Consider the following 19,070-nt stretch of genomic DNA (forward strand, 5'->3'; position numbering starts at 1 on the left):
GGTGTGATTCACGGTCAGGCTCCCGTGCCCGTAGCGACGAGGACGACGGCGACGGCCAGGACGAACGAGCCCGCGAGCAGCGCGCCCAGATAGGTCTGCACATTGCCGGTCTGGGCGCGGCGGACGGCGGCTCCCAGCCAGCGGGAGGCGGTGCCCGCGCCGTTCACGTACGAGTCGACGACCTCGCGGTCGAGGAAGCGTACGAGCCGGGCGCCGGCCCGTACCGGCCGGACGAACAGGGCGGTGTAGACGGCGTCGAGGTGGAAGCCGACGGCCGCGGGACGGTGCAGCGGGCCCAGGAGGAGACGGCCGGGGTCGGCGGGGTCCGGGGCGCCGGCGTTGTCGCCGTACGCGGCGGCGTGGGTGGCGATGGCCTTCTCCTCGGAGTCCGCGGGGGCGGCGTCCGGGTCCACGGCGACCGCGCCGAGCGGGACGCGGGCCGCGAGGGCGGTGGTGTGCCGCCAGGCCCCGTAGGTGACCAGCGCGCCGACGAGGGCGACGCCGGTGCCCAGGACGGAGGTGGTCAGGGTCGGGGTCAGCGAACGGCCGTCGAACCAGTCGGGAAGGACGGGGGTGGCCAGGCCGAGGGCGAGGGTGGGGACGAACAGCACCCACAGCACGGTGTTCATCACGAGTGGCTGCTTGCCGTGGTCGGGGGCGGGTTCCGGGCCCTTGCCGTGGAAGGCCAGCAGCCACAGCCGGGTCGCGTACCCGGCGGTGAGGAGGGCGGCGAGCAGGCCGGCGATCAGTACGGTCCAGCCTGCCGCGGCGGGGACGGCGGCCAGGGTGCCGGAGGCCGTCGCGTGGCTGGTGGCGGCGTGTTCGGCGGCGCCCAGGACGGCTTCCTTGGAGAAGAAGCCGGCGAACGGGGGGATGGCGGCCAGGGCGAGCAGCGCGACCGTCATCGTCCAGTACGCGTCGGGGATGCGCCGGGCCAGGCCGCGCATCCGCGACATGGCGGCCAGCGAGTTGGTGCCGGCGGCGTGGATGACCACACCGGCGGCGAGGAAGAGCAGGGCCTTGAACGCACCGTGCGACAGGAGGTGGAAGACGGCGGCGCCGCGGTCGCCGACGGCCAGCGCGCCGGTCATGTAGCCGAGCTGGCCGACCGTCGAATAGGCCAGTACGCGCTTGATGTCGTCCTGCGCCAGGGCGGCGAGGCCGGAGCCGACCATGGTGACCGCGGCCATGACGGCGAGGACGACCATCGCGGTGGCGGAGGCCGCGAAGACGGGGAGGAGACGGGCGACGAAGTAGACACCGGCGGCGACCATGGTGGCCGCGTGGATGAGGGCCGAGACCGGGGTCGGGCCGGCCATCGCGTCGGGCAGCCAGGTGTGCAGCGGGAACTGTGCCGACTTGCCCGCGACACCGGCCAGGAGCAGCAGCGCGACGAGGGTGGGGTGGTCCAGGCCGCCGACGGCGACGGTCTTGAGGATGCCGGTGATGCGGAACGTACCGGCGTCGGCGGCGAGCGCGAAGATGCCGAAGAGGAAGGGGACGTCGCCCAGCTTCGTGACGAGGAACGCCTTGAGGGAGGCGGAGCGGGCGGCTTCGGTCTCCCAGTAGTGGCCGACCAGGAAGTACGAGCAGATGCCCATGATCTCCCAGCCCACCAGCAGCACCATCAGGTCGCCGGAGTAGACGACCAGCAGCATCGCGGCGGTGAACAGGGAGACCAGGGCGGCGTAGGAGGGGTAGCGCGGGTCGTCGCGCAGATAGCCGGTCGAGTAGATCTGCACGCAGCAGGCGACGACCGCCACGAGTACGGCGACGAGGGCGGCGAAGCCGTCGATGTGCAGGGCGAGGTCGATGGGGACCGAGCCGGTGGGGGTGAGCCGGGTCGCGGCGTCCACCGGGGCCTTCCCCGCGCCGGCGCCGCCGCCCTGCGAGACGGCCACGACGACGGCCAGGGCGGCCGCGGCGAGGGTCGGCAGGATGGCCAGCGGGCGCACGAACCCGGGCGCCCGGCGGCCGAGGAGGATGCCCGCGAGGGCGCCGAGGAAGGGGAGGAGGGGTACGAGTACGGCGGTGGTCGTGGTCGTCACGCGGCGGCCTCCGCCCGGTGGTCCGGCCGCGGCCGGCCGGCGGCGCCGTCCGGGCCGCCGGTGAGGTCATCGTTCGGGTCGCTGCCGTCCGGGCGTTCGGCGAGGTCGCGGAGCCGGTCCACGTCGGAGCTGCCGCGGTTGCGGTAGACGAGCAGGACGATCGCCAGGCCGATGCCGATCTCGGCGGCGGCCACGGCGATGGTGAAGAGGGTGAGCGCCTGGCCGGCGTGCAGCTTGTCGCGCAGCCAGACGTCGAACGCCACCAGGTTGAGGTTGACGGCGTTGAGCATCAGCTCGACGGACATCAGGACGAGGATCGCGTTGCGGCGGGCGAGCACGCCGTACAGGCCGACGCAGAACAGGAGGACGGCGAGGACGGCGGGATAGGCGAGATGCATCAGCCTCGGCCCTCTCTGAGACGTGCGCGGTCACCGGGCTGTTCGCGGGAGTCGGGCCGTTTGCGGAAGCCGGGCTGTTTGCCGTCGCCGGACTCCTTGCCGCGGCCGGACCGCTCGCTGTCGCCGTTCTTGCGGGAGAGCACGATGGCGCCGACGAGAGCGGCGAGGAGGAGGACGGAGAGCGCTTCGAACGGCAGCACCCAGTACTGGAACAGGCTGCGCCCGGAGGCTTCGGTGGAGCCCTGGACCGCGCCGTCCAGGTCGATCCAGGTCGTACGGAACGCGTCCGTGACGACCCAGACAAGCGCGGCGGCGGAGGCGACGGCCACGCCCAGCGCGGCCCAGCGGTTGCCCGAGTCGGCGTTCGGGGAACGGCCGATGGGCGCCTTGGTCAGCATCAGTCCGAAGAGGAGGAGGACGACGACCGACCCGACGTAGATCAGCACCTGGACCCAGGCGATGAACTCGGCGGTCAGCAGCAGGTACTCGACGGCGATGCCGCCGAGGGTGACCACCAGCCACAGGGCGGCGTGCACCAGCTGCTTGGTGGTGACGGTGACCAGGGCCGCGCCGAGGGTGACGAGGCCGACCAGGAGGAAGGCGATCTCGACCCCGGTCGGGGAGAGGAAACCGTGGCTTGCGGCGGCGAGCGTCACGCTTCCCCCTCCTGTTCCTGGGCGGCTGCTTCCTGCGCGGCGAGCTTGTCGGCGGCCTTGCGGGCGGCGACGATCTCCTTGGGCTCCTCGGCCGCGGGGTCGAGGGCGGGCGGCTCCGGCACCGTCCACATCCATTCGCGGAGTTTGTCCCGCTCGTGGGTCAGATTGTGGATGTCGGTCTCGGCGTACTCGAACTCCGGCGACCAGAACAGCGCGTCGAAAGGACAGACCTCGATGCAGATACCGCAGTACATGCAGAGCGAGAAGTCGATGGCGAAGCGGTCCAGGACGTTACGGCTGCGCTCGCGGCCGCCGGGGGCGGCGGGCGGCACCGTCTCCTTGTGGGAGTCGATGTAGATGCACCAGTCCGGGCACTCACGCGCGCACAGCATGCAGACCGTGCAGTTCTCCTCGAACAGCCCGATCACGCCGCGGGTGCGCGGTGCCAGTTCGGGCTGGACCTCCGGGTACTGCTCGGTGACCGAACGCTTCGTCATCGTACGAAGGGTCACCGCCAGCCCCTTGGCGAGGCCGCTGCCGGGCCAGCCGGACTTCTTCTCCGGGGCCATTACGAGATCACCACCTTGACGACGCCGGTGAGGGCGATCTGGGCGAGGGCCAGCGGGATCAGCACCGTCCAGGCCAGCTTCTGCAACTGGTCCTCACGCAGCCGCGGGTAAGTGACGCGCAGCCAGATCACACCGAAGGCGAGGACCGCGGTCTTCAACAGCGTCCACAGCCAGCCGAGCCCGTCGGCGCCGAACGGTCCGTGCCAGCCGCCGAGGAAGAGTACGGAGGTCAGGGCGCACAGGACGAGGATGCCCGCGTACTCGGCGAGCAGGAACAGCGCGAAGCGCAGCCCGGTGTACTCGGTGTAGGCGCCGAAGATGATCTCGGAGTCGGCGACCGGCATGTCGAACGGCGGACGCTGCAGTTCGGCCAGCCCCGCCGTGAAGAAGACCAGGCCGCCGACGATCTGCCACGGCACCCACCACCAGTGGAAGGCGTCCAGGATGCCGGGCAGCGAGAGCGTCCCGGCGGCCATCGCCACGGAAGCGGCGGCGAGCAGCATCGGCAGCTCGTACGCGAGGAGCTGGGCGGCCGTACGCAACCCGCCGAGCAGCGAGAACTTGTTGGCCGACGCCCAGCCCGCCATCAGCGAGCCCAGGACACCGACACCCATCACGGCGAGGACGAAGAAGATGCCCGCGTCCAGCGACTGTCCGACCGCATTGCCCGGTCCGAGCGGGATGGCGACGAGCACCAGCAGGTACGGCAGGAGCGCGACGGCGGGCGCCAGCTGGAAGATCCGCCGGTCGGCACCGGCCGGGACGACGTCCTCCTTCTGCGCGAACTTCACACCGTCGGCGACGAGCTGCGCCCAGCCGTGGAACCCGCCCGCGTACATCGGGCCGAGACGGCCCTGCATATGGGCCATGACCTTGTGCTCGGTCTGGCCGATGACCAGCGGGAAGACCAGGAAGGCGACGAAGACGGCGATCAGGCGCAGGGCGATGTCGAGGGCGTCGCTCATGGTCTGGTCCCGCCTTCTTCCGCTGCGTTGTCGGTGCCGGGGGTGGAGGTGGAAGTGGGGTCGGCTTCGCCCTCGGCAGCCTTTTCCTGGGGGTCGGCTGCGGGTGGTTTCTCTTGGGCGGCGGGTTGCTCGCCGGCAGCGGGTTGTGCTCCGGCGGCCGGGGGCTCTTCGGTGGCCGGAGGCTCTTCGGTGGCCGTGACCGGGGGTTCTTCGGCGCCCCGGGCGGCCGCGGCCGGGGTGGGGGCCCGGGTGGGTTCGGTGGCGGGAGCCGGGTCGGCGGGCACTTCGCGTGCGTCGGGGGCGGCTTCGCGCTCGGCGCCGGGCTTCGGCTCGTCCTCGAACGCGGGACGGGCGTGGTGCCACGGGGCGTCCGAGGAGGCAGCGGCGGCGGGCGCCTGCGCGGTGGCTTCCTGGCCGGTCGCTGCTTGGCCGGTCGCTTGCTGATCGGCCGCCGGCTGGCCGGCCGGCTGCTGACTGGCTGACTGCTGGCTGGCGGAGCCCTGGCTCGCGCTGCGCGTCCGGCGGGCGGGACGTTCCGGCCGGGTGGCCGGCGCCGCGTTCCCGGCCGAAGCCGACGCGTCCGTGGCCGGCACGTCCGTGGCCGGTGTCTGCGCGCTGTCCGCCGCGCCCTGCTGGCTGGCCGATCCCGCACCCGCCGTACGCGTACGGCGGGCAGGCCGCTCCCCCGCAGCCCCGCCGGTCGCACGGGCCCCACCGGCCGCACGTGCACCACGCGCAGGCCGGGCCGGGGCGGGCGGCAGCTGGCCCTTCAGCGGACCCCACTCGTTCGGGTCGGGCACACCGGGCGGCAGCATCTGGCGGCGCTTGGGCCCGCCGTGCTCGGACTCGCCCGGCTCCTTCGCGCCCGGCCACGCCTTGGCGACCCGCGCGGCGAGGACGAAGTCCTTGCGCAGCGGGTGGCCCTCGAAGTTCTCGGGGAGCAGCAGCGGTTCGAGGTACGGGTGGCCGGTGAAGTCCACGCCGAACATCTCGTGCGTCTCGCGCTCGTGCCAGCCCGCGCCCGCGTACACATCCGTGGCGGTGGGCAGTACGGCCGCCGCGTGCGGGACGGTGGTGCGCAGCACCAGGCGCCGTACGGGGCCGGGCCGGGAGATGTCGGCGAGGTGGGCGCAGACGCGGAAGCCGGTACCGGGCTCGTCGACCGCGCTCAGCCAGTCGAAGTAGCTGCACCCGAGGTCGTCGCGGGCGGCGGTGAGCGCCGGGATCCAGGCGTCGGCGGGCACGTCGACGGTCAGCAGCGCGTACGCCTCTTCGGCGGTCGCGCCGGGGCCGAAGAGTTCGGTCGCGGGACCGGGCAGCCAGCCGACGGGCGGCGCGGGCGCCACCTCGGCGGGCTCGGTCGCGTCGGCGGGTGTGGAAGCGTCGGCCGTTTCGGAAGCGTCGGCGGGCTCAGCCGCCTCGGCAGCCCCGGCCGCTCCTGTCGTACCGCCCGGCGTCTCCTCGGCCTTCGGGACCGGAGGCTGTTCGTCGCTCACTGGTCCCCCGCTCCCTTCGGCTTCCCGTCACCGGTATCAGCTCCGGCCCCGGACGCCTCAGCCTCACCCGACGCACCGGGCCCACTAGCCCTACCGGACCCGCCCGACGCACTGGCCGCATCAGCCTCACCCGACGCACCCGGCACAGGCGCCGTCACCAGCCCGCTGCGCAGCGCGGCAGCCGACGGCCCCGCAGGCGCGGCGCCGGTGCCCGCGGCGCCGTTGCCCGCGTCCCCGTACCGCTCCCCCAGCGACTCGCGGGCGATCTTCTCCTGGAGCTTGAGAATGCCCTGCAGCAGCGCCTCGGGCCGCGGCGGGCAGCCCGGTACGTACACATCGACGGGAATGATCTGGTCGACGCCCTTCGTGACCGCGTACGAGTCCCAGTAGGGCCCTCCGCAGTTCGAGCAGGCGCCAAAGGAGATGACGTACTTCGGTTCCGGCATCTGCTCGTAGAGCCGTTTGACCGCGGGCGCCATCTTGTCCGTCACCGTGCCGGAGACGATCATGAGGTCCGCCTGCCGAGGGCCCGGCGCGAACGGGATCACGCCCAGCCGGATGAAGTCGTGCCGCGCCATCGACGCGGCGATGAACTCGATCGCGCAGCAGGCGAGCCCGAAGTTGAAGACCCACAGGCTGTAGCGGCGGCCCCAGTTCAGGACCACCTTCATGGGTTCGGGAGCCAGGCGGGCGAGCGGGCCCAGCCGGCGTCGTTCGACGGCACCGCCGGCGGACACGACAGGCAGTTCGGTGCCCGTCGCGGTGGCCGGCTTCGGGTTCGTCACGTCCATTCCAGGACGCCCTTCTTCCATGCGTAGAGCAGGCCGACGGCGAGGAAGCCGAGGAAGATGAACATCTCCACCAGCGTGACGCCGCCGAAACCGGGGGCGGCGAAGACCGTCGCCCAGGGGAACAGGAAGATCGAGTCGACGGCGAAGATCACGTACAGGAAGGCATAGACGTAGTAGCGGACCTGGGTGTGCGCCCACCCCTCGCCCACCGGGTCCACGCCGCATTCGTAGGTGAGCAGTTTCTCCGGGGTGGGCACCACGGGCCGCAGCAGCCGCCCGGCACCGAAGGCCACGGCCACGAAGAGCACACCGATCACGGCGATGAGCCCGACGACCGAGTACCCCTGGAAATAGTCCGCGGCAAGGCTGGTGCGTACGGTCGCGTCCGGCACGTCCGCCCTCGCTCCCTGACTGCTCTTGTTCAACGACTTCGACGATCTGTACGCACGGGAGTCTAGGCCCTGGCCCGCCCCAGGTGAGCAGTCGCGTCACATGGCGGGCAGCTATGGCCCGACTTCGCCCCACCTGGCCCCCTCGCCGCGGGCCCGCACACATCCCCCACGGCCCTCGCGGATCGCCTGCGGCGGCGTCAGTCCCCGCGCGGCCTGCCCGGCCCGCGCGACACCGCGCGGTCCATCACCTCGGCGGCGAGCCGCGCCGCCGCCTCCCGGGTCCGTTCGCCCAGCAGCTCCGTACGGACGGCCCCGCCGCCGGCCAGATGCCGGTCGTACGGCAGCGGAAGCACCGCGGCGCCGCCCGCTCCCAGGTGCTCGACGGTCTTGCGTACGTCGATGCCTCCGTCGGGCGACGTGTGGTTGAGCACGACGACGGTGGTCGGCAGCAGCCCGCGGTGCACCCCGCCCATCCACTCCAGCACGGACTTGGTCGCCAGCACACCCTCCACCGTCGCCGGCGTCACCAGGACCCGCGCCTGCGTGGTGACCAGCGCGGTACGCGCCACCTCGGCCGGCAGCGTCTCGCAGTCCACGACCGTGGTCGCGAAGTGGCGGCGCAGGGAGGTCATGACGATGCGGTACGTGTCGAGGTCGAGCCGGGTGCCGATCGAGCCCTGGCTGCCGGGCAGCAGCCAGCCGCCGCCCGTGAACGGCAGGAGGTAGCCGGTCAGATCAGTGATCAGCATGGACGGGTCGACGATCTGCGCCAGATCGCTGCTCGACCAGCGCACCTCCCGCACGCCCAGCCGGTGCGGCAGGGTGCCCAGCGCCGGGTCGGCCTCCACGGCGAGCACCGGATCCGAGCGGTAGTGCGCGTACGTGAGGGCCAACAGGGCGGCGACGGTGGACTTGCCCGCGCCACCGCGGATGCTGGAGACGGCCAGCTGGCGGCCGGTGGTCACCGGCTGCTGAATGGCGTGCGCGGCGCGCGTGACGGCCTCGGTCTCGGCCGCCGCCGAGGAGGCGAACACGCGCCGCAGCGCCCGGCCCGCCCGCCGGGCGGCGGACTCGCCGTGCCGGGGCTTGCCCTGTACACCGTCGAGTTCGGGTGGGAGAACGGGGACGGAGACGGGGGTGGGGGTGAGGGCGAGGCCGGTACCGGGGGCTCGCGGGGCCACGGGGGCGGGGACCGGAGCGGGAGCCGGAGCGGGGGTGGGGACGGGTGCCGCAGCGGGAGCCGGAGCGGGTGCCTGAGCGGAAGCGGAGGGCGAGAGGTATGCCTGCTGCGTTTGCTTCTGCATATTATCTACCGAGGGCTCGACGGACCTCGGTACGGGCCCGGGGGCACCCCCGGGGACGGGCGCGCCCCCGGTCAGCGGCATGGCCCCCGCCGCAGGTGCCATCCCGGACGCCCTCGGCGCCGCCCCGCCTCCAGTCGCCCCAGGCGCGTATCCAGGCGCATATCCAGGCATCGGCGGCACCGTATGCCCCGACTGGCCCGCCTCTCCCGACCGCCCTTGCTGCCCCGCCCGGCCCGCTTGCCCCGCCTGTCCCGACATGAACCCTCCGCCGCCCCTTCTGGTCGGACTGATCGCTGTGGCCGACCGTCGCGGCCGATCATTTTCGTCGACTCGACCGACCCTTCCGGTCGGCCGACCGGTCAGAACATGTCCAGCAGACCGCCGTACACCCCGAACGCCCCGAAGGCGACCGGAACCAGCGCCACCACACTCACCGACTCGACCAGGTTCAGCAGACCCCGCAGCCGCAGCCGCGCGTGCTCCGGCAGCCGTACCGCGAGAGCCGCGAGCGGCACCGCCGTCAGCAGGCACAGTACGGTCAGCGCGGCCGCCGGGCTGCCGCCGTCGGAGGCCCACCGCAGGACGAGCCGTACGCAGACCGCCGCGCCGGCCGCCAGCAGCGCCACGACTTCCAGGACCAGCGGGTACGCCCGCGCCCGCGAGAACAGCACGATGCACAGCAGCACCGCGGCCGCCACCGCCCAGCCGTCCGCCCCGCCGGACGCGTCCGCGACCCCGCCCACGGCCAGCAGACCGGCCGCCCCGGCCGACACGGCCGTCGTGACGGCGGCCAGGGTGAGCCCGCGGTGCGTGGCACCCAGCGCCGCGGCGGCCCGGTGTTTGCTGACCGGCACGCCGCCGGAGTGGCGGTCGTCCAGTCGTGTCAGCCCGGCCGACGCCAGGGCGAGCCGCGGCAAATATCCCAGTACCAGCACCGAGAGCACGCCCACCGCGACGCCGGTACGGACCGGGTTGGCGACCGCCAGCCCCGCTTCCCACACGCCGACCGCGGCCACGACGGCCGCCGCGCCGACGAGTCCGCCGCGCCCCAGGCCCGTACAGAGCCCGAGCAGGGCGAGGACGGCCGCCACCGTCAGCCCGGCCGCGGCCAGACGCGGGGCGCCGCCCGACGTCACGCCCCAGGAGGCGAGTATGCCGAGGGCTCCGCCCATCAGGAGCAACGCCGTACCCAACGCCCTCTTGGTGAGCAGCGGGCCGGCCGCGGTCCCGGCTCCGGCCGTGACCAGCGCGGCCAGGCCGAGCCATGGTCCGGCCCGGTCGAGTCCGTACCGGCTGCCGGCGAACACGCCGATGACGACCGCGAGCAGCACGACGGCCACGACGGCCGCCCACATGCGGCTCCGCTCGTCCCACCGCCACGCGTAGCCGCCCAGGGCGCCTACCGCGTCACCTGCCGCCGTGCCGGGCGCGCCGTGCACGCCGGGCGCGGCCGGAGTCTCCGGCCTGCCGTGCTCCCGGACCAGCCGCAGCACAGCCCCATCGGCCACCTTTGCGGAAGCAAGCGTCTCGCTCTGTGCGAGTACGGCTCCGCCCGCCGTGACCAGACGGCATGTCAGGGGTTCGTCCGCCGACCGGTCGCCGATCGTCCGCAGCATCTCGGGCAGCAGTGCGCCGACCGGTTCGTGCGCGGGCAACACCAGGTCGACCCGCCGCCGTTCGCCCGCAAGCACCACGCGTCGCAACGCCATCCGCTGCCCGGTCTCTGCGTTCACCATGCCGACTCTGCCCCCGTACTGGAACCGGAACCCACCCCACCCCACCGCACCGCGACACGATACGGCTCGCCTTCTCCCACCCCTGCACCACCCGCCCCCGGGCGCTCCCCGGCTTCGCCGACGTCCTGCCGGGCGCCTACACGCGCTTGACCACCACCGTGCCGGCCACCTTGTCGTGCAGGCACTGTCGGAACGGTTCGTCCCAGCAGCACCACAGCACGTTGAGCAGCCCCAGGAACGGGACGAAGCCCATGGGGAACACCACGGCCCAACGCCCCAGCGCCTGCCCGAAGGACAGGTTCGCCCCGTCCTTCAGCCGGGCGATCCGCAGCCCGCAGATCCGCTTGCCGAACGTGGCGCCGTACTTCCAGTTCATGAACGGCTCGTAGAACAGCACCGCGACGACCAGCACGATCCCGGTCAGGGCGCTCGGAATGCCCACCCCGGCGCCGCGCGGCAGCACGGCCTGGACCAGGCCGACCACCGCGATCACGATGAAGACCGCGCCGGCCTGGAAGAGCCCGTCGAGCAGACGCGCCCCGAGCCGCGCACCCTGACCTGCCAGCATGCCTATGGGCGGGCCGCCCATCTGCGGTGTTGCGTACGGGTGGTATCCCTGCTGTCCCGGCGCCCCGTACCCTGGCGCCCCGTATCCCGGTGCCTGTCCGTTTCCGTACGCCTCGTAAGGCGGCTGCTGTCCGTAGGACGGCTGCTGACCGTACGGTGCCTGCTGCCCGTAAGGCGGCTGCTGACCGTACGGGCCCTGCTGTCCGTGCGGCCCCTGCTGGTACTCACTCATGCCCGAGATCCAAGCTGGCCGGTCCGCCTCCGCACAAGCCGCGACCGTCGCGGGCCGCTTCCGTCCGGCCCGCGACGGGGCCGGGCAAGGCGGCGGAGGTGAGGAAAACCCCACCCCCGGTCACCGACGTTCCCCATGGTCACTACGGGCGGTGACCGGCAAGCTAGGGCGTATGACCGTACGTTCCGCTCATGATCGACGCCGCGATCACCTCTCCGGACGGGCCTCGCCGGCGCCGGCCGCCGCCGGCCGCGGGGACGGCCACGGTTCCGGCGCCGCCGGGCCCCTGCCGCCCCCGCGGGCCGCGCTCGCCGGCGCGACCTGGCGGGAGGTCGTCCACCTGCTGACCAACCTGCCGCTGGGCGTCCTGGCCTTCGCCGTGCTGATGGTGTGGCTGGTGGCGGGCATCGGGCTGTCCGTCACCGTCGTCGGGCTGCCGCTGCTCGCGGTGGGGCTCCTGGTGTGCCGTCAGTACGGAAAGCTGGAGCGCGCCCGCGCGCGGCGCCTGCTGGGCGTACGGGTGGACGAGCCCACTCCGCTGCACACCGCGGGGAACGGTTTCTTCGCCTGGCTGTGGCTGCGGCTGAAGGACCCGGTCGGGTGGCGGCACGCGCTGTACGTGTTCATCCGGCTGCCGTGGTCGATCCTGACCCTCCCGCTGACGCTCGTCTCGTTCTTCCTGATCTGGCCGGCCCTGCCCTGGATCGCACGCGGGCTGGCCAACGTCGACCGGATGATGGTGCGCGGCCTGCTGTCACCCTCCGACGAGCTGGAACGGCGGATCGCCGAGCTGAAGACGGACCGCGCGACGGTCTCCGACACCGCCGCCGCCGACCTGCGCCGCATCGAACGTGACCTGCACGACGGCGCGCAGGCCCGGCTCGTCGCCCTGGCGATGGGGCTGGGCCTGGCGAAGGAGAAGCTGCTGGAGGACCCGGACGCGGCGGCGCAGATGGTCGACGAGGCGCACGGCGAGGTGAAACTCGCCCTCCAGGAACTGCGCGACCTCGCACGCGGCATCCACCCGGCGATCCTCACCGACCGCGGGCTGGGCCCGGCCCTCACCTCACTCGCGGGGCGCTGCACGGTTCCGGTGACGGTGACGGTGGACGTGGCGCAGCGACCCGCGCCCGCGATCGAGGGCATTGCGTACTTCACCGTCTCGGAACTGCTGCAGAACGTCTCCAAGCACAGTGGCGCGCGCTCGGCCCGGGTGGAGATCTGGCGCGCCGAGGACCGGCTGCTGATCCAGGTCCACGACGACGGGCGGGGCGGAGCGCGGCTGGACGGCGGCAGCGGGATGGCCGGGCTCGCGGAGCGGTTGGGGTCGGTGGACGGGGTATTCGTCCTCGACTCACCGGCCGGCGGACCGACACGGGTGACGGCCGAACTGCCGTGGCGGGACCGGGCCTGCGAAGAGGGCGGACGGACGGCCGCCGGGAAGGGCTCGGGATCGGGGGCGGGTCCCGGGGCGAGGCCGGGGGTGGCGGCAGCGGCGCGCGGTGGCGGGAAGGCGCGGAGACGGGGCCGGGAGGAGCGCGCGTCTCGGCGGAAGGGCGCGGACGCGAGCGGGTGAACGCCGGGGCGCCTGCGGAGCGGGGGCCGTGGGGTGGGAGCGGGGGCCCCGCGCGGCAGCAGACACCCCGATCTACGGGAACTGGGGGAACTGGGGGAACCCACAGACCGGAAGCACGGGGCACGGGGGTGGGGAAAACCCCAGCATGAAGACTGCGCTTTCCCTCATGGTGCGGACGGCGCCGAGCGCGGAGTCTGGAGGTAGTCGGCAGAGCCGGAGACAGCGGGTCTGACGACGACGGCAGCAGCCGGACCTTGCCGCAGGTGTGCGAACGCGCCGGCGGCATGCCGACCCGGACCTGGCAGAACGGACGACGAGACCATGGACACCGCCACCGCCTACGAACCCCACCCACCAGCCCCGCGCGTGCCCGTCGCCCTGCGCGCCCCGTTCTCGGGCCGCACCTGGCGGGAGTTCCTCTACCTCCTCCTGAGCCTGCCGGTGGCCTGCGTGATGTTCAGCTACGCCGTCACCATGGTCTCGGTGGGCGCGGGCCTGCTGATCACGTTCCTGGGCATACCGGTGCTCGCGGTCGGCCTGATCGGCTGCCGGGGGCTAGGTGCCCTGGAGCGTCTCCGAGCGCGCGCCCTGCTGGACCTGGACGTGGACCACCCGGAGCCGGTGCGCGCCGCCAAGCCGGGGCTGATGAGCTGGATCGGCGCCGTCTTCAAGAGCGGCGTCTCCTGGCGCCACCTCCTGTACTCGATACTGCACTTCCCCTGGGCGGTCTTCGCCTTCTGCTTCTCGGTGACGTTCTGGACCGTGGGCTGGTCCCTGCTCCTCTACCCGCTGTGGCAATGGGTGTTCCCCGCCTACCTTGACCAGCCGGGTATCCAGCTGTGGGGCGACGGCCGGGGTGACGGCCTCTACCTGGACTCCCCTCCCGGCATGGCGATAGCCAGCGCGGCCGGCCTGCTGACGGTGCTGGCCGGACCGTGGGTGATACGCGGGCTGACGCACGTGGACCGCGTCCTGGTGTACGGGCTGCTGGGCCCCTCCACGCTCGCCACCCGCGTCTCGGAGCTGGAGTCGGACCGCGGGGTGGTCGTGGACACCGCCGCCGCCGACCTGCGGCGCATCGAGCGCGATCTGCACGACGGCGCGCAGGCCCGGCTCGTATCGCTCGCGATGGACCTGGGCCTGGCGAAGGAGAAGCTGGCGGAGGACCCGGAAGCCGCGGCGAAGATGGTGGACGAGGCGCACGGCGAGGTGAAGACGGCCCTGCGGGAGCTGCGGGACCTCGCGCGGGGCATCCACCCGGCGATCCTCACGGACCGCGGACTGGGCCCGGCGCTCACCTCACTTGCGGGGCGCTGCACGGTCCCGGTGAAGATATCCGTGGACCTGGACCACCGCCCGGCCGCGGCCATCGAAGGCATCGCCTACTTCACCGTCTCCGAACTCCTCCAGAACGTCTCCAAGCACGCCCGGGCGACCAACGCCACCGTCGACGTGTGGCGGGTGACGGACCGGCTCATGGTGCTCGTCACGGACAACGGACAGGGAGGCGCGAACACGGAAACGGGCAGCGGCCTGGCGGGCCTGGCGGAACGGCTCAGCGCGGTGGACGGCCTCCTCGTCGTCGACTCCCCGGTGGGCGGCCCGACCACCATCACGGCAGACCTGCCTTGGCGGGGCTGAGACGGCGGGGCCGACCGGGGAGGGTGGAAGCGTCGGGACCAGCCGGGCGGAGCTGTGGCGCCCGGGCCGGGCGGAGCTGTGGCGCCCGAGCCGGCCGGGCAGGGCTGACGCGCCCGGCCCGGAAAGGCGTATCCGGCTCGCGGCGATCTGCCCCGGCTGGTTGGCCCAGGACAGGGCAGGGAGGGGAAGGGGGGAGGGACAGTCGCGCTCCAGGGGCCCAGCCCCGTCCGGCCCCGTCCGGCCCAGCCCAGCCCAGCCCAGCCCAGCCCCAGGAGCATCCGCCCCCGTCCCACACCTCCCTCCACCCCGCACTCGCCTCCCCACCCACGACCCTGCCTCCACCGCACGACCATGCCTCCACCCCACAACCACCCCTCCACCCCACAACCACTCCCCCCCTCTCACCTCCCGTCCGCCTCCCTCACCCCACCCCCACCCACAGCCGCCTCCTTCCCACCCCTTCTCACCCCTCTCCGGCCCGTCCCGGCCCGCCCCGCCCTCTCCCCTCCCCCGTCCCTGTCCGGAGTGGTGTTCGTCGATTCTTGGCAGGTGGGAGCGGTCGGGTTCGGATGCTGGGATGCTGGGGGCGCAGGGGTGGGGAAGAAACGGAACGTGGGGGCTGGAAGAGTCGTGGAGGACAGGGTGCGGGTGGTCATCGCCGAGGACTCGGTGCTGCTTCGGGAGGGCCTGACCCGGTTGCTGACCGACCGTGGGCACGACGTCGTGGCTGGGGTGGGTGACGCCGAGGCGTTGCTCAAGGTCATCGGGGAGCTGGCCGCCGAGGGGGAGCTGCCGGACGTGGTGGTGGCGGACGTACGGATGCCGCCGACGCACACGGACGAAGGGGTGCGGGCCGCGGTGCGGCTGCGACGTGATCACCCGGGGCTGGGGGTGCTGGTGCTGTCGCAGTACGTGGAGGAGCAGTACGCGACGGAATTGCTGGCGGGATCCAGTCATGGCGTCGGCTATCTCCTCAAGGACCGGGTAGCCGAAGTGCGGGAGTTCGTCGACGCGGTGGTCCGGGTCGCCGAGGGGGGCACCGCGCTGGACCCCGAAGTGGTCGCGCAGCTCCTGGGCCGCAGCCGTAAGCAGGACGTGCTGGCGAACCTCACGCCACGGGAGCGGGAGGTCCTGGGGCTGATGGCCGAGGGGCGGACGAACTCCGCGATCGCACGGCAGCTGGTGGTGAGCGACGGTGCGGTGGAGAAGCACGTCAGCAACATCTTCCTCAAGCTGGGCCTGTCGCCGAGTGACGGGGATCACCGCCGGGTGCTGGCCGTACTCACGTATCTCAACTCCTGAAAAAACCGACACGCCGTCAGTCGTGCAGGTTGGGGGCGGCCCGCGGGGCCGACCGGGACCTGAGGAGTAGAACCAATGGCCGAGGCGCGAGCGTCTTGGAGAAGGGGGCCGGGGGGCGGTTGTTCCATGACAAATTCTGACAGAACGCTGTCTCATGTCCACGTCCATCATGTGATCGGCCCAGGGAAGGCGACCCTTACCCACGTACGATGTTCGTGGGACGACCGGTCGGCACGACGAGTCCCGAGCCACCGCCCCGAGGGAGGTCCGAAGCAGTGACCAGCCAGGTCAGCAGCCAAGCCGAGCAGGCCGACGGAGCGCTCACCGGGGAGCCGCAGGCTCCCGGGACCGGCGCCGACGGCGGGAATGACGGCGGTAAAGAGGTACGTCGCCTGGACCGGGTGATCATCCGGTTCGCGGGCGACTCCGGTGACGGTATGCAGCTCACGGGTGACCGGTTCACCTCCGAGACGGCGACCTTCGGCAACGACCTCTCGACGCTGCCGAACTTCCCCGCCGAGATCCGGGCCCCCGCCGGCACCCTGCCGGGTGTCTCCAGCTTCCAGCTGCACTTCGCGGACCACGACATCCTCACCCCGGGTGACGCGCCCAACGTGCTGGTGGCGATGAATCCGGCCGCGCTGAAGGCAAACCTGGCGGATGTGCCGCGGGGCGCGGAGATCATCGTCAACACGGACGAGTTCACCAAGCGGCCGATGGCGAAGGTGGGCTACGAGGTCAGCCCGCTGGAGGACGGGACGCTGGAGGCGTACAGCGTGCATCCGGTGCCGCTGACGACGCTGACGATCGAGGCGCTCAAGGAGTACGGGCTCTCCCGCAAGGAGGCCGAGCGTTCGAAGAACATGTTCGCGCTGGGTCTGCTGTCGTGGATGTACCACCGGCCGACCGAGGGCACCGAAGCGTTTCTGCGGCAGAAGTTCGCCAAGAAGCCGGACATCGCCGAGGCGAACGTGGCGGCGTTCCGGGCGGGCTGGAACTTCGGTGAGACCACCGAGGACTTCGCGGTCTCCTACGAGGTGGCGCCGGCCACCCAGGCGTTCCCGACGGGCACGTACCGCAACATCTCCGGCAACCTGGCCCTGTCCTACGGGCTGATCGCCGCCGGGCAGCAGGCCGATCTGCCGCTGTACCTGGGCTCGTACCCGATCACGCCGGCCTCGGACATCCTGCACGAGCTGAGCAAGCACAAGAACTTCGGCGTGCGCACCTTCCAGGCCGAGGACGAGATCGCGGGCATCGGCGCGGCGCTGGGCGCGGCGTTCGGCGGCGCGCTGGCGGTGACCACCACCTCGGGCCCCGGTGTGGCGCTGAAGTCGGAGACCATCGGGCTCGCGGTCTCCCTGGAACTGCCGCTGCTGATCGTGGACATCCAGCGCGGCGGCCCGTCCACCGGCCTGCCCACCAAGACCGAGCAGGCCGACCTGCTGCAGGCGATGTACGGGCGCAACGGCGAGGCGCCGGTACCGATCGTGGCGCCGAAGACGCCCGCGGACTGTTTCGACGCGGCGCTGGACGCGGCGCGTATCGCGCTGACGTACCGTACGCCGGTCTTCCTGCTCTCCGACGGTTACCTGGCCAATGGCTCCGAGCCGTGGCGTATCCCGGAGGTCGACCAACTGCCCGATCTGCGCACTCAGTTCGCCTCCGGCCCGAACCACACGCTGGCGGACGGCACCGAGGTGTTCTGGCCGTACAAGCGCGACGAGCAGACCCTGGCCCGCCCGTGGGCGGTGCCCGGCACGCCCGGCCTGGAGCACCGGATCGGCGGCATCGAGAAGCAGGACGGCACGGGCAACATCTCCTACGACCCGGCCAACCACGACTTCATGGTGCGCACCCGCCAGGCGAAGATCGACGGCATCGAGGTCCCCGACCTGGAGGTCGACGACCCGACGGCGGACGCGGCCGTCCGCGACGGGCAGAGCGCGGCCGCCGCGCAGGGCGCCGACACCCTCGTACTGGGCTGGGGCTCGACGTACGGGCCGATCACCGCGGCGGTGCGGCGCGTACGGCGCGACGGGGGGCGCGTCGCACAGGCCCATCTGCGCCACCTCAACCCCTTCCCGCGGAATCTCGGCGCGGTGCTGGCGCGTTACGACAAGGTGGTCGTACCGGAGATGAACCTCGGCCAGCTCGCGACCCTGCTGCGGGCGAAGTACCTCGTCGACGCCCGCTCCTACACCCAGGTCAGCGGGATGCCGTTCAAGGCCGAGCAGCTTGCGGAGGTCTTTAAGGAGGCCATCAATGACTGAGACGATCGCGGAGGGGACCTCGACGATCGAGGCGCTTTCCCTGGTGCCCAAGGCCGAGGCCAAGCAGTCCATGAAGGACTTCAAGTCCGATCAGGAAGTGCGCTGGTGCCCCGGCTGCGGTGATTACGCGGTTCTCGCCGCCGTGCAGGGCTTCATGCCCGAGCTCGGTCTGGCGAAGGAGAACATCGTCTTCGTCTCGGGCATCGGCTGCTCGTCCCGGTTCCCGTACTACATGAACACCTACGGGATGCACTCCATCCACGGCCGCGCCCCGGCCATCGCCTCCGGCCTGGCCTCCTCGCGCCGTGACCTGTCGGTGTGGGTGGTCACCGGCGACGGCGACGCGCTGTCCATCGGCGGCAACCACCTGATCCACGCGCTGCGCCGCAACGTCAACCTCAAGATCCTGCTGTTCAACAACCGGATCTACGGTCTGACCAAGGGCCAGTACAGCCCCACCTCCGAGGTCGGCAAGATCACCAAGTCGACGCCGATGGGCTCACTGGACGCGCCCTTCAACCCGGTGTCGCTGGCCATCGGCGCCGAGGCGTCCTTCGTGGCCCGTACGGTCGACTCCGACCGCAAGCACCTGACCAGCGTGCTGCGCGCGGCCGCCGCCCACCCGGGCACGGCGCTGGTGGAGATCTACCAGAACTGCAACATCTTCAACGACGGCGCCTTCGAGGTCCTCAAGGACAAGCAGCAGGCCGAGGAAGCCGTGATCCGTCTGGAGCACGGGCAGCCGATCCGCTTCGGCGCGCCCGCCGAGGACGGCCTCGGCTCCAAGGGCGTGGTACGGGATCCGGCCACCGGCGACCTCAGGGTCATCGACGTGACGGCGGAGGGCGCGGACGCGGTGCTCGTCCACGACGCGCACAACCCCTCCCCGACCACCGCCTTCGCCCTGTCCCGCCTCGCCGACCCGGACACGCTGCACCACACCCCCATCGGAGTGCTGCGCAACGTGGACCGCCCGGTCTACGACACGCTCATGGGCGACCAGCTGGACACCGCCATCGAGCAGAAGGGCAAGGGCGACCTCGCCTCCCTGCTCGCCGGCAACGACACCTGGACCGTGGTCGGCTGAGCAGCAGCCGGTCACGGGCCTTCCGGTGCCCGTACGG

At 72.3% G+C, this 19,070-nt stretch carries 16 protein-coding genes; 5 read left to right on the top strand and 11 right to left on the bottom strand.

Annotated features, from left to right (window positions below; genetic code table 11):
• Window positions 1-14: 14 nt before the first annotated feature.
• The 11 genes from ACZ53K_RS07150 to ACZ53K_RS07200 form a co-directional block, all read right to left on the bottom strand.
• Window positions 15-2,048, bottom strand: coding sequence for an NADH-quinone oxidoreductase subunit 5 family protein (locus ACZ53K_RS07150; protein WP_468832660.1), 2,034 nt, complete (start codon window positions 2,046-2,048; stop codon window positions 15-17).
• Entirely contained in the window at window positions 2,045-2,446 is a 402-nt protein-coding gene (gene nuoK, locus ACZ53K_RS07155) for an NADH-quinone oxidoreductase subunit NuoK (protein ID WP_468832661.1), read from the bottom strand. Before nuoK ends, ACZ53K_RS07150 begins: the two co-directional genes overlap by 4 nt.
• Window positions 2,446-3,102 (bottom strand): NADH-quinone oxidoreductase subunit J family protein, encoded by a 657-nt coding sequence (locus ACZ53K_RS07160; protein ID WP_468832663.1) that lies wholly within the window; start codon window positions 3,100-3,102, stop codon window positions 2,446-2,448. The genes nuoK and ACZ53K_RS07160 overlap by 1 nt, the downstream gene beginning before the upstream one ends.
• A complete protein-coding gene (locus tag ACZ53K_RS07165; protein ID WP_468832664.1) occupies window positions 3,099-3,671 on the bottom strand; it encodes a NuoI/complex I 23 kDa subunit family protein in 573 nt (190 codons plus the stop codon). The genes ACZ53K_RS07160 and ACZ53K_RS07165 overlap by 4 nt, the downstream gene beginning before the upstream one ends.
• Window positions 3,671-4,636 (bottom strand): complex I subunit 1/NuoH family protein, encoded by a 966-nt coding sequence (locus ACZ53K_RS07170; protein ID WP_468832665.1) that lies wholly within the window; start codon window positions 4,634-4,636, stop codon window positions 3,671-3,673. The genes ACZ53K_RS07165 and ACZ53K_RS07170 overlap by 1 nt, the downstream gene beginning before the upstream one ends.
• A complete protein-coding gene (locus tag ACZ53K_RS07175; RefSeq protein ID WP_468832667.1) occupies window positions 4,633-6,132 on the bottom strand; it encodes an NADH-quinone oxidoreductase subunit C in 1,500 nt (499 codons plus the stop codon). Before ACZ53K_RS07175 ends, ACZ53K_RS07170 begins: the two co-directional genes overlap by 4 nt.
• Complete coding sequence (locus tag ACZ53K_RS07180; RefSeq protein ID WP_468832668.1) at window positions 6,129-6,923, bottom strand: NADH-quinone oxidoreductase subunit B; 795 nt, start codon at window positions 6,921-6,923, stop codon at window positions 6,129-6,131. The genes ACZ53K_RS07175 and ACZ53K_RS07180 overlap by 4 nt, the downstream gene beginning before the upstream one ends.
• Complete coding sequence (locus ACZ53K_RS07185) at window positions 6,914-7,315, bottom strand: NADH-quinone oxidoreductase subunit A (protein WP_031002969.1); 402 nt, start codon at window positions 7,313-7,315, stop codon at window positions 6,914-6,916. Before ACZ53K_RS07185 ends, ACZ53K_RS07180 begins: the two co-directional genes overlap by 10 nt.
• Window positions 7,316-7,512: 197 nt before the next feature.
• Window positions 7,513-8,496, bottom strand: coding sequence for a hypothetical protein (locus ACZ53K_RS07190; protein ID WP_468832669.1), 984 nt, complete (start codon window positions 8,494-8,496; stop codon window positions 7,513-7,515).
• A 482-nt stretch (window positions 8,497-8,978) separates the two neighbouring features.
• Window positions 8,979-10,355: an EsaB/YukD family protein gene (locus ACZ53K_RS07195; protein ID WP_468832671.1), complete on the bottom strand. Its 1,377-nt coding sequence runs from the start codon at window positions 10,353-10,355 to the stop codon at window positions 8,979-8,981.
• A 136-nt stretch (window positions 10,356-10,491) separates the two neighbouring features.
• Window positions 10,492-11,154 carry an RDD family protein gene (locus ACZ53K_RS07200; RefSeq protein WP_468832672.1) on the bottom strand — a complete coding sequence of 221 codons (663 nt, stop codon included), beginning with the start codon at window positions 11,152-11,154 and terminating at the stop codon, window positions 10,492-10,494.
• 172 nt (window positions 11,155-11,326) lie between these two features.
• Between ACZ53K_RS07200 and ACZ53K_RS07205 the strand changes: the two genes are divergently transcribed.
• The 5 genes from ACZ53K_RS07205 (at window position 11,327) to ACZ53K_RS07225 (ending at window position 19,033) form a co-directional block, all read left to right on the top strand.
• Entirely contained in the window at window positions 11,327-12,730 is a 1,404-nt protein-coding gene (locus tag ACZ53K_RS07205) for a sensor histidine kinase (protein ID WP_468832673.1), read from the top strand.
• Window positions 12,731-13,051: 321 nt separating this feature from the next.
• Entirely contained in the window at window positions 13,052-14,371 is a 1,320-nt protein-coding gene (locus ACZ53K_RS07210) for a sensor histidine kinase (RefSeq protein ID WP_468832674.1), read from the top strand.
• A 642-nt stretch (window positions 14,372-15,013) separates the two neighbouring features.
• The gene (locus tag ACZ53K_RS07215) at window positions 15,014-15,673 is read left to right on the top strand and encodes a LuxR C-terminal-related transcriptional regulator (RefSeq protein WP_468832806.1); all 660 of its coding nucleotides are present in this window, start codon (window positions 15,014-15,016) and stop codon (window positions 15,671-15,673) included.
• Window positions 15,674-15,948: 275 nt separating this feature from the next.
• Window positions 15,949-17,946: a 2-oxoacid:acceptor oxidoreductase subunit alpha gene (locus ACZ53K_RS07220; protein ID WP_468832676.1), complete on the top strand. Its 1,998-nt coding sequence runs from the start codon at window positions 15,949-15,951 to the stop codon at window positions 17,944-17,946.
• A complete protein-coding gene (locus ACZ53K_RS07225; protein ID WP_468832677.1) occupies window positions 17,939-19,033 on the top strand; it encodes a 2-oxoacid:ferredoxin oxidoreductase subunit beta in 1,095 nt (364 codons plus the stop codon). The genes ACZ53K_RS07220 and ACZ53K_RS07225 overlap by 8 nt, the downstream gene beginning before the upstream one ends.
• Window positions 19,034-19,070: the final 37 nt, after the last annotated feature.

This window comes from Streptomyces sp. NPDC033221 (assembly GCF_055577005.1).

Excerpts from the sequence above, each read along its gene's own strand:
- nuoK (WP_468832661.1), bottom strand. The coding sequence starts at position 2,446 with ATGCATCTCGCCTATCCCGCCGTCCTCGCCGTCCTCCTGTTCTGCGTC.
- ACZ53K_RS07165 (WP_468832664.1), bottom strand. The coding sequence starts at position 3,671 with ATGGCCCCGGAGAAGAAGTCCGGCTGGCCCGGCAGCGGCCTCGCCAAG.
- ACZ53K_RS07170 (WP_468832665.1), bottom strand. The coding sequence starts at position 4,636 with ATGAGCGACGCCCTCGACATCGCCCTGCGCCTGATCGCCGTCTTCGTC.
- ACZ53K_RS07180 (WP_468832668.1), bottom strand. The coding sequence starts at position 6,923 with ATGGACGTGACGAACCCGAAGCCGGCCACCGCGACGGGCACCGAACTG.
- ACZ53K_RS07195 (WP_468832671.1), bottom strand. The coding sequence starts at position 10,355 with ATGGTGAACGCAGAGACCGGGCAGCGGATGGCGTTGCGACGCGTGGTG.
- ACZ53K_RS07200 (WP_468832672.1), bottom strand. The coding sequence starts at position 11,154 with ATGAGTGAGTACCAGCAGGGGCCGCACGGACAGCAGGGCCCGTACGGT.
- ACZ53K_RS07205 (WP_468832673.1), top strand. The coding sequence starts at position 11,327 with ATGACCGTACGTTCCGCTCATGATCGACGCCGCGATCACCTCTCCGGA.
- ACZ53K_RS07210 (WP_468832674.1), top strand. The coding sequence starts at position 13,052 with ATGGACACCGCCACCGCCTACGAACCCCACCCACCAGCCCCGCGCGTG.
- ACZ53K_RS07225 (WP_468832677.1), top strand. The coding sequence starts at position 17,939 with ATGACTGAGACGATCGCGGAGGGGACCTCGACGATCGAGGCGCTTTCC.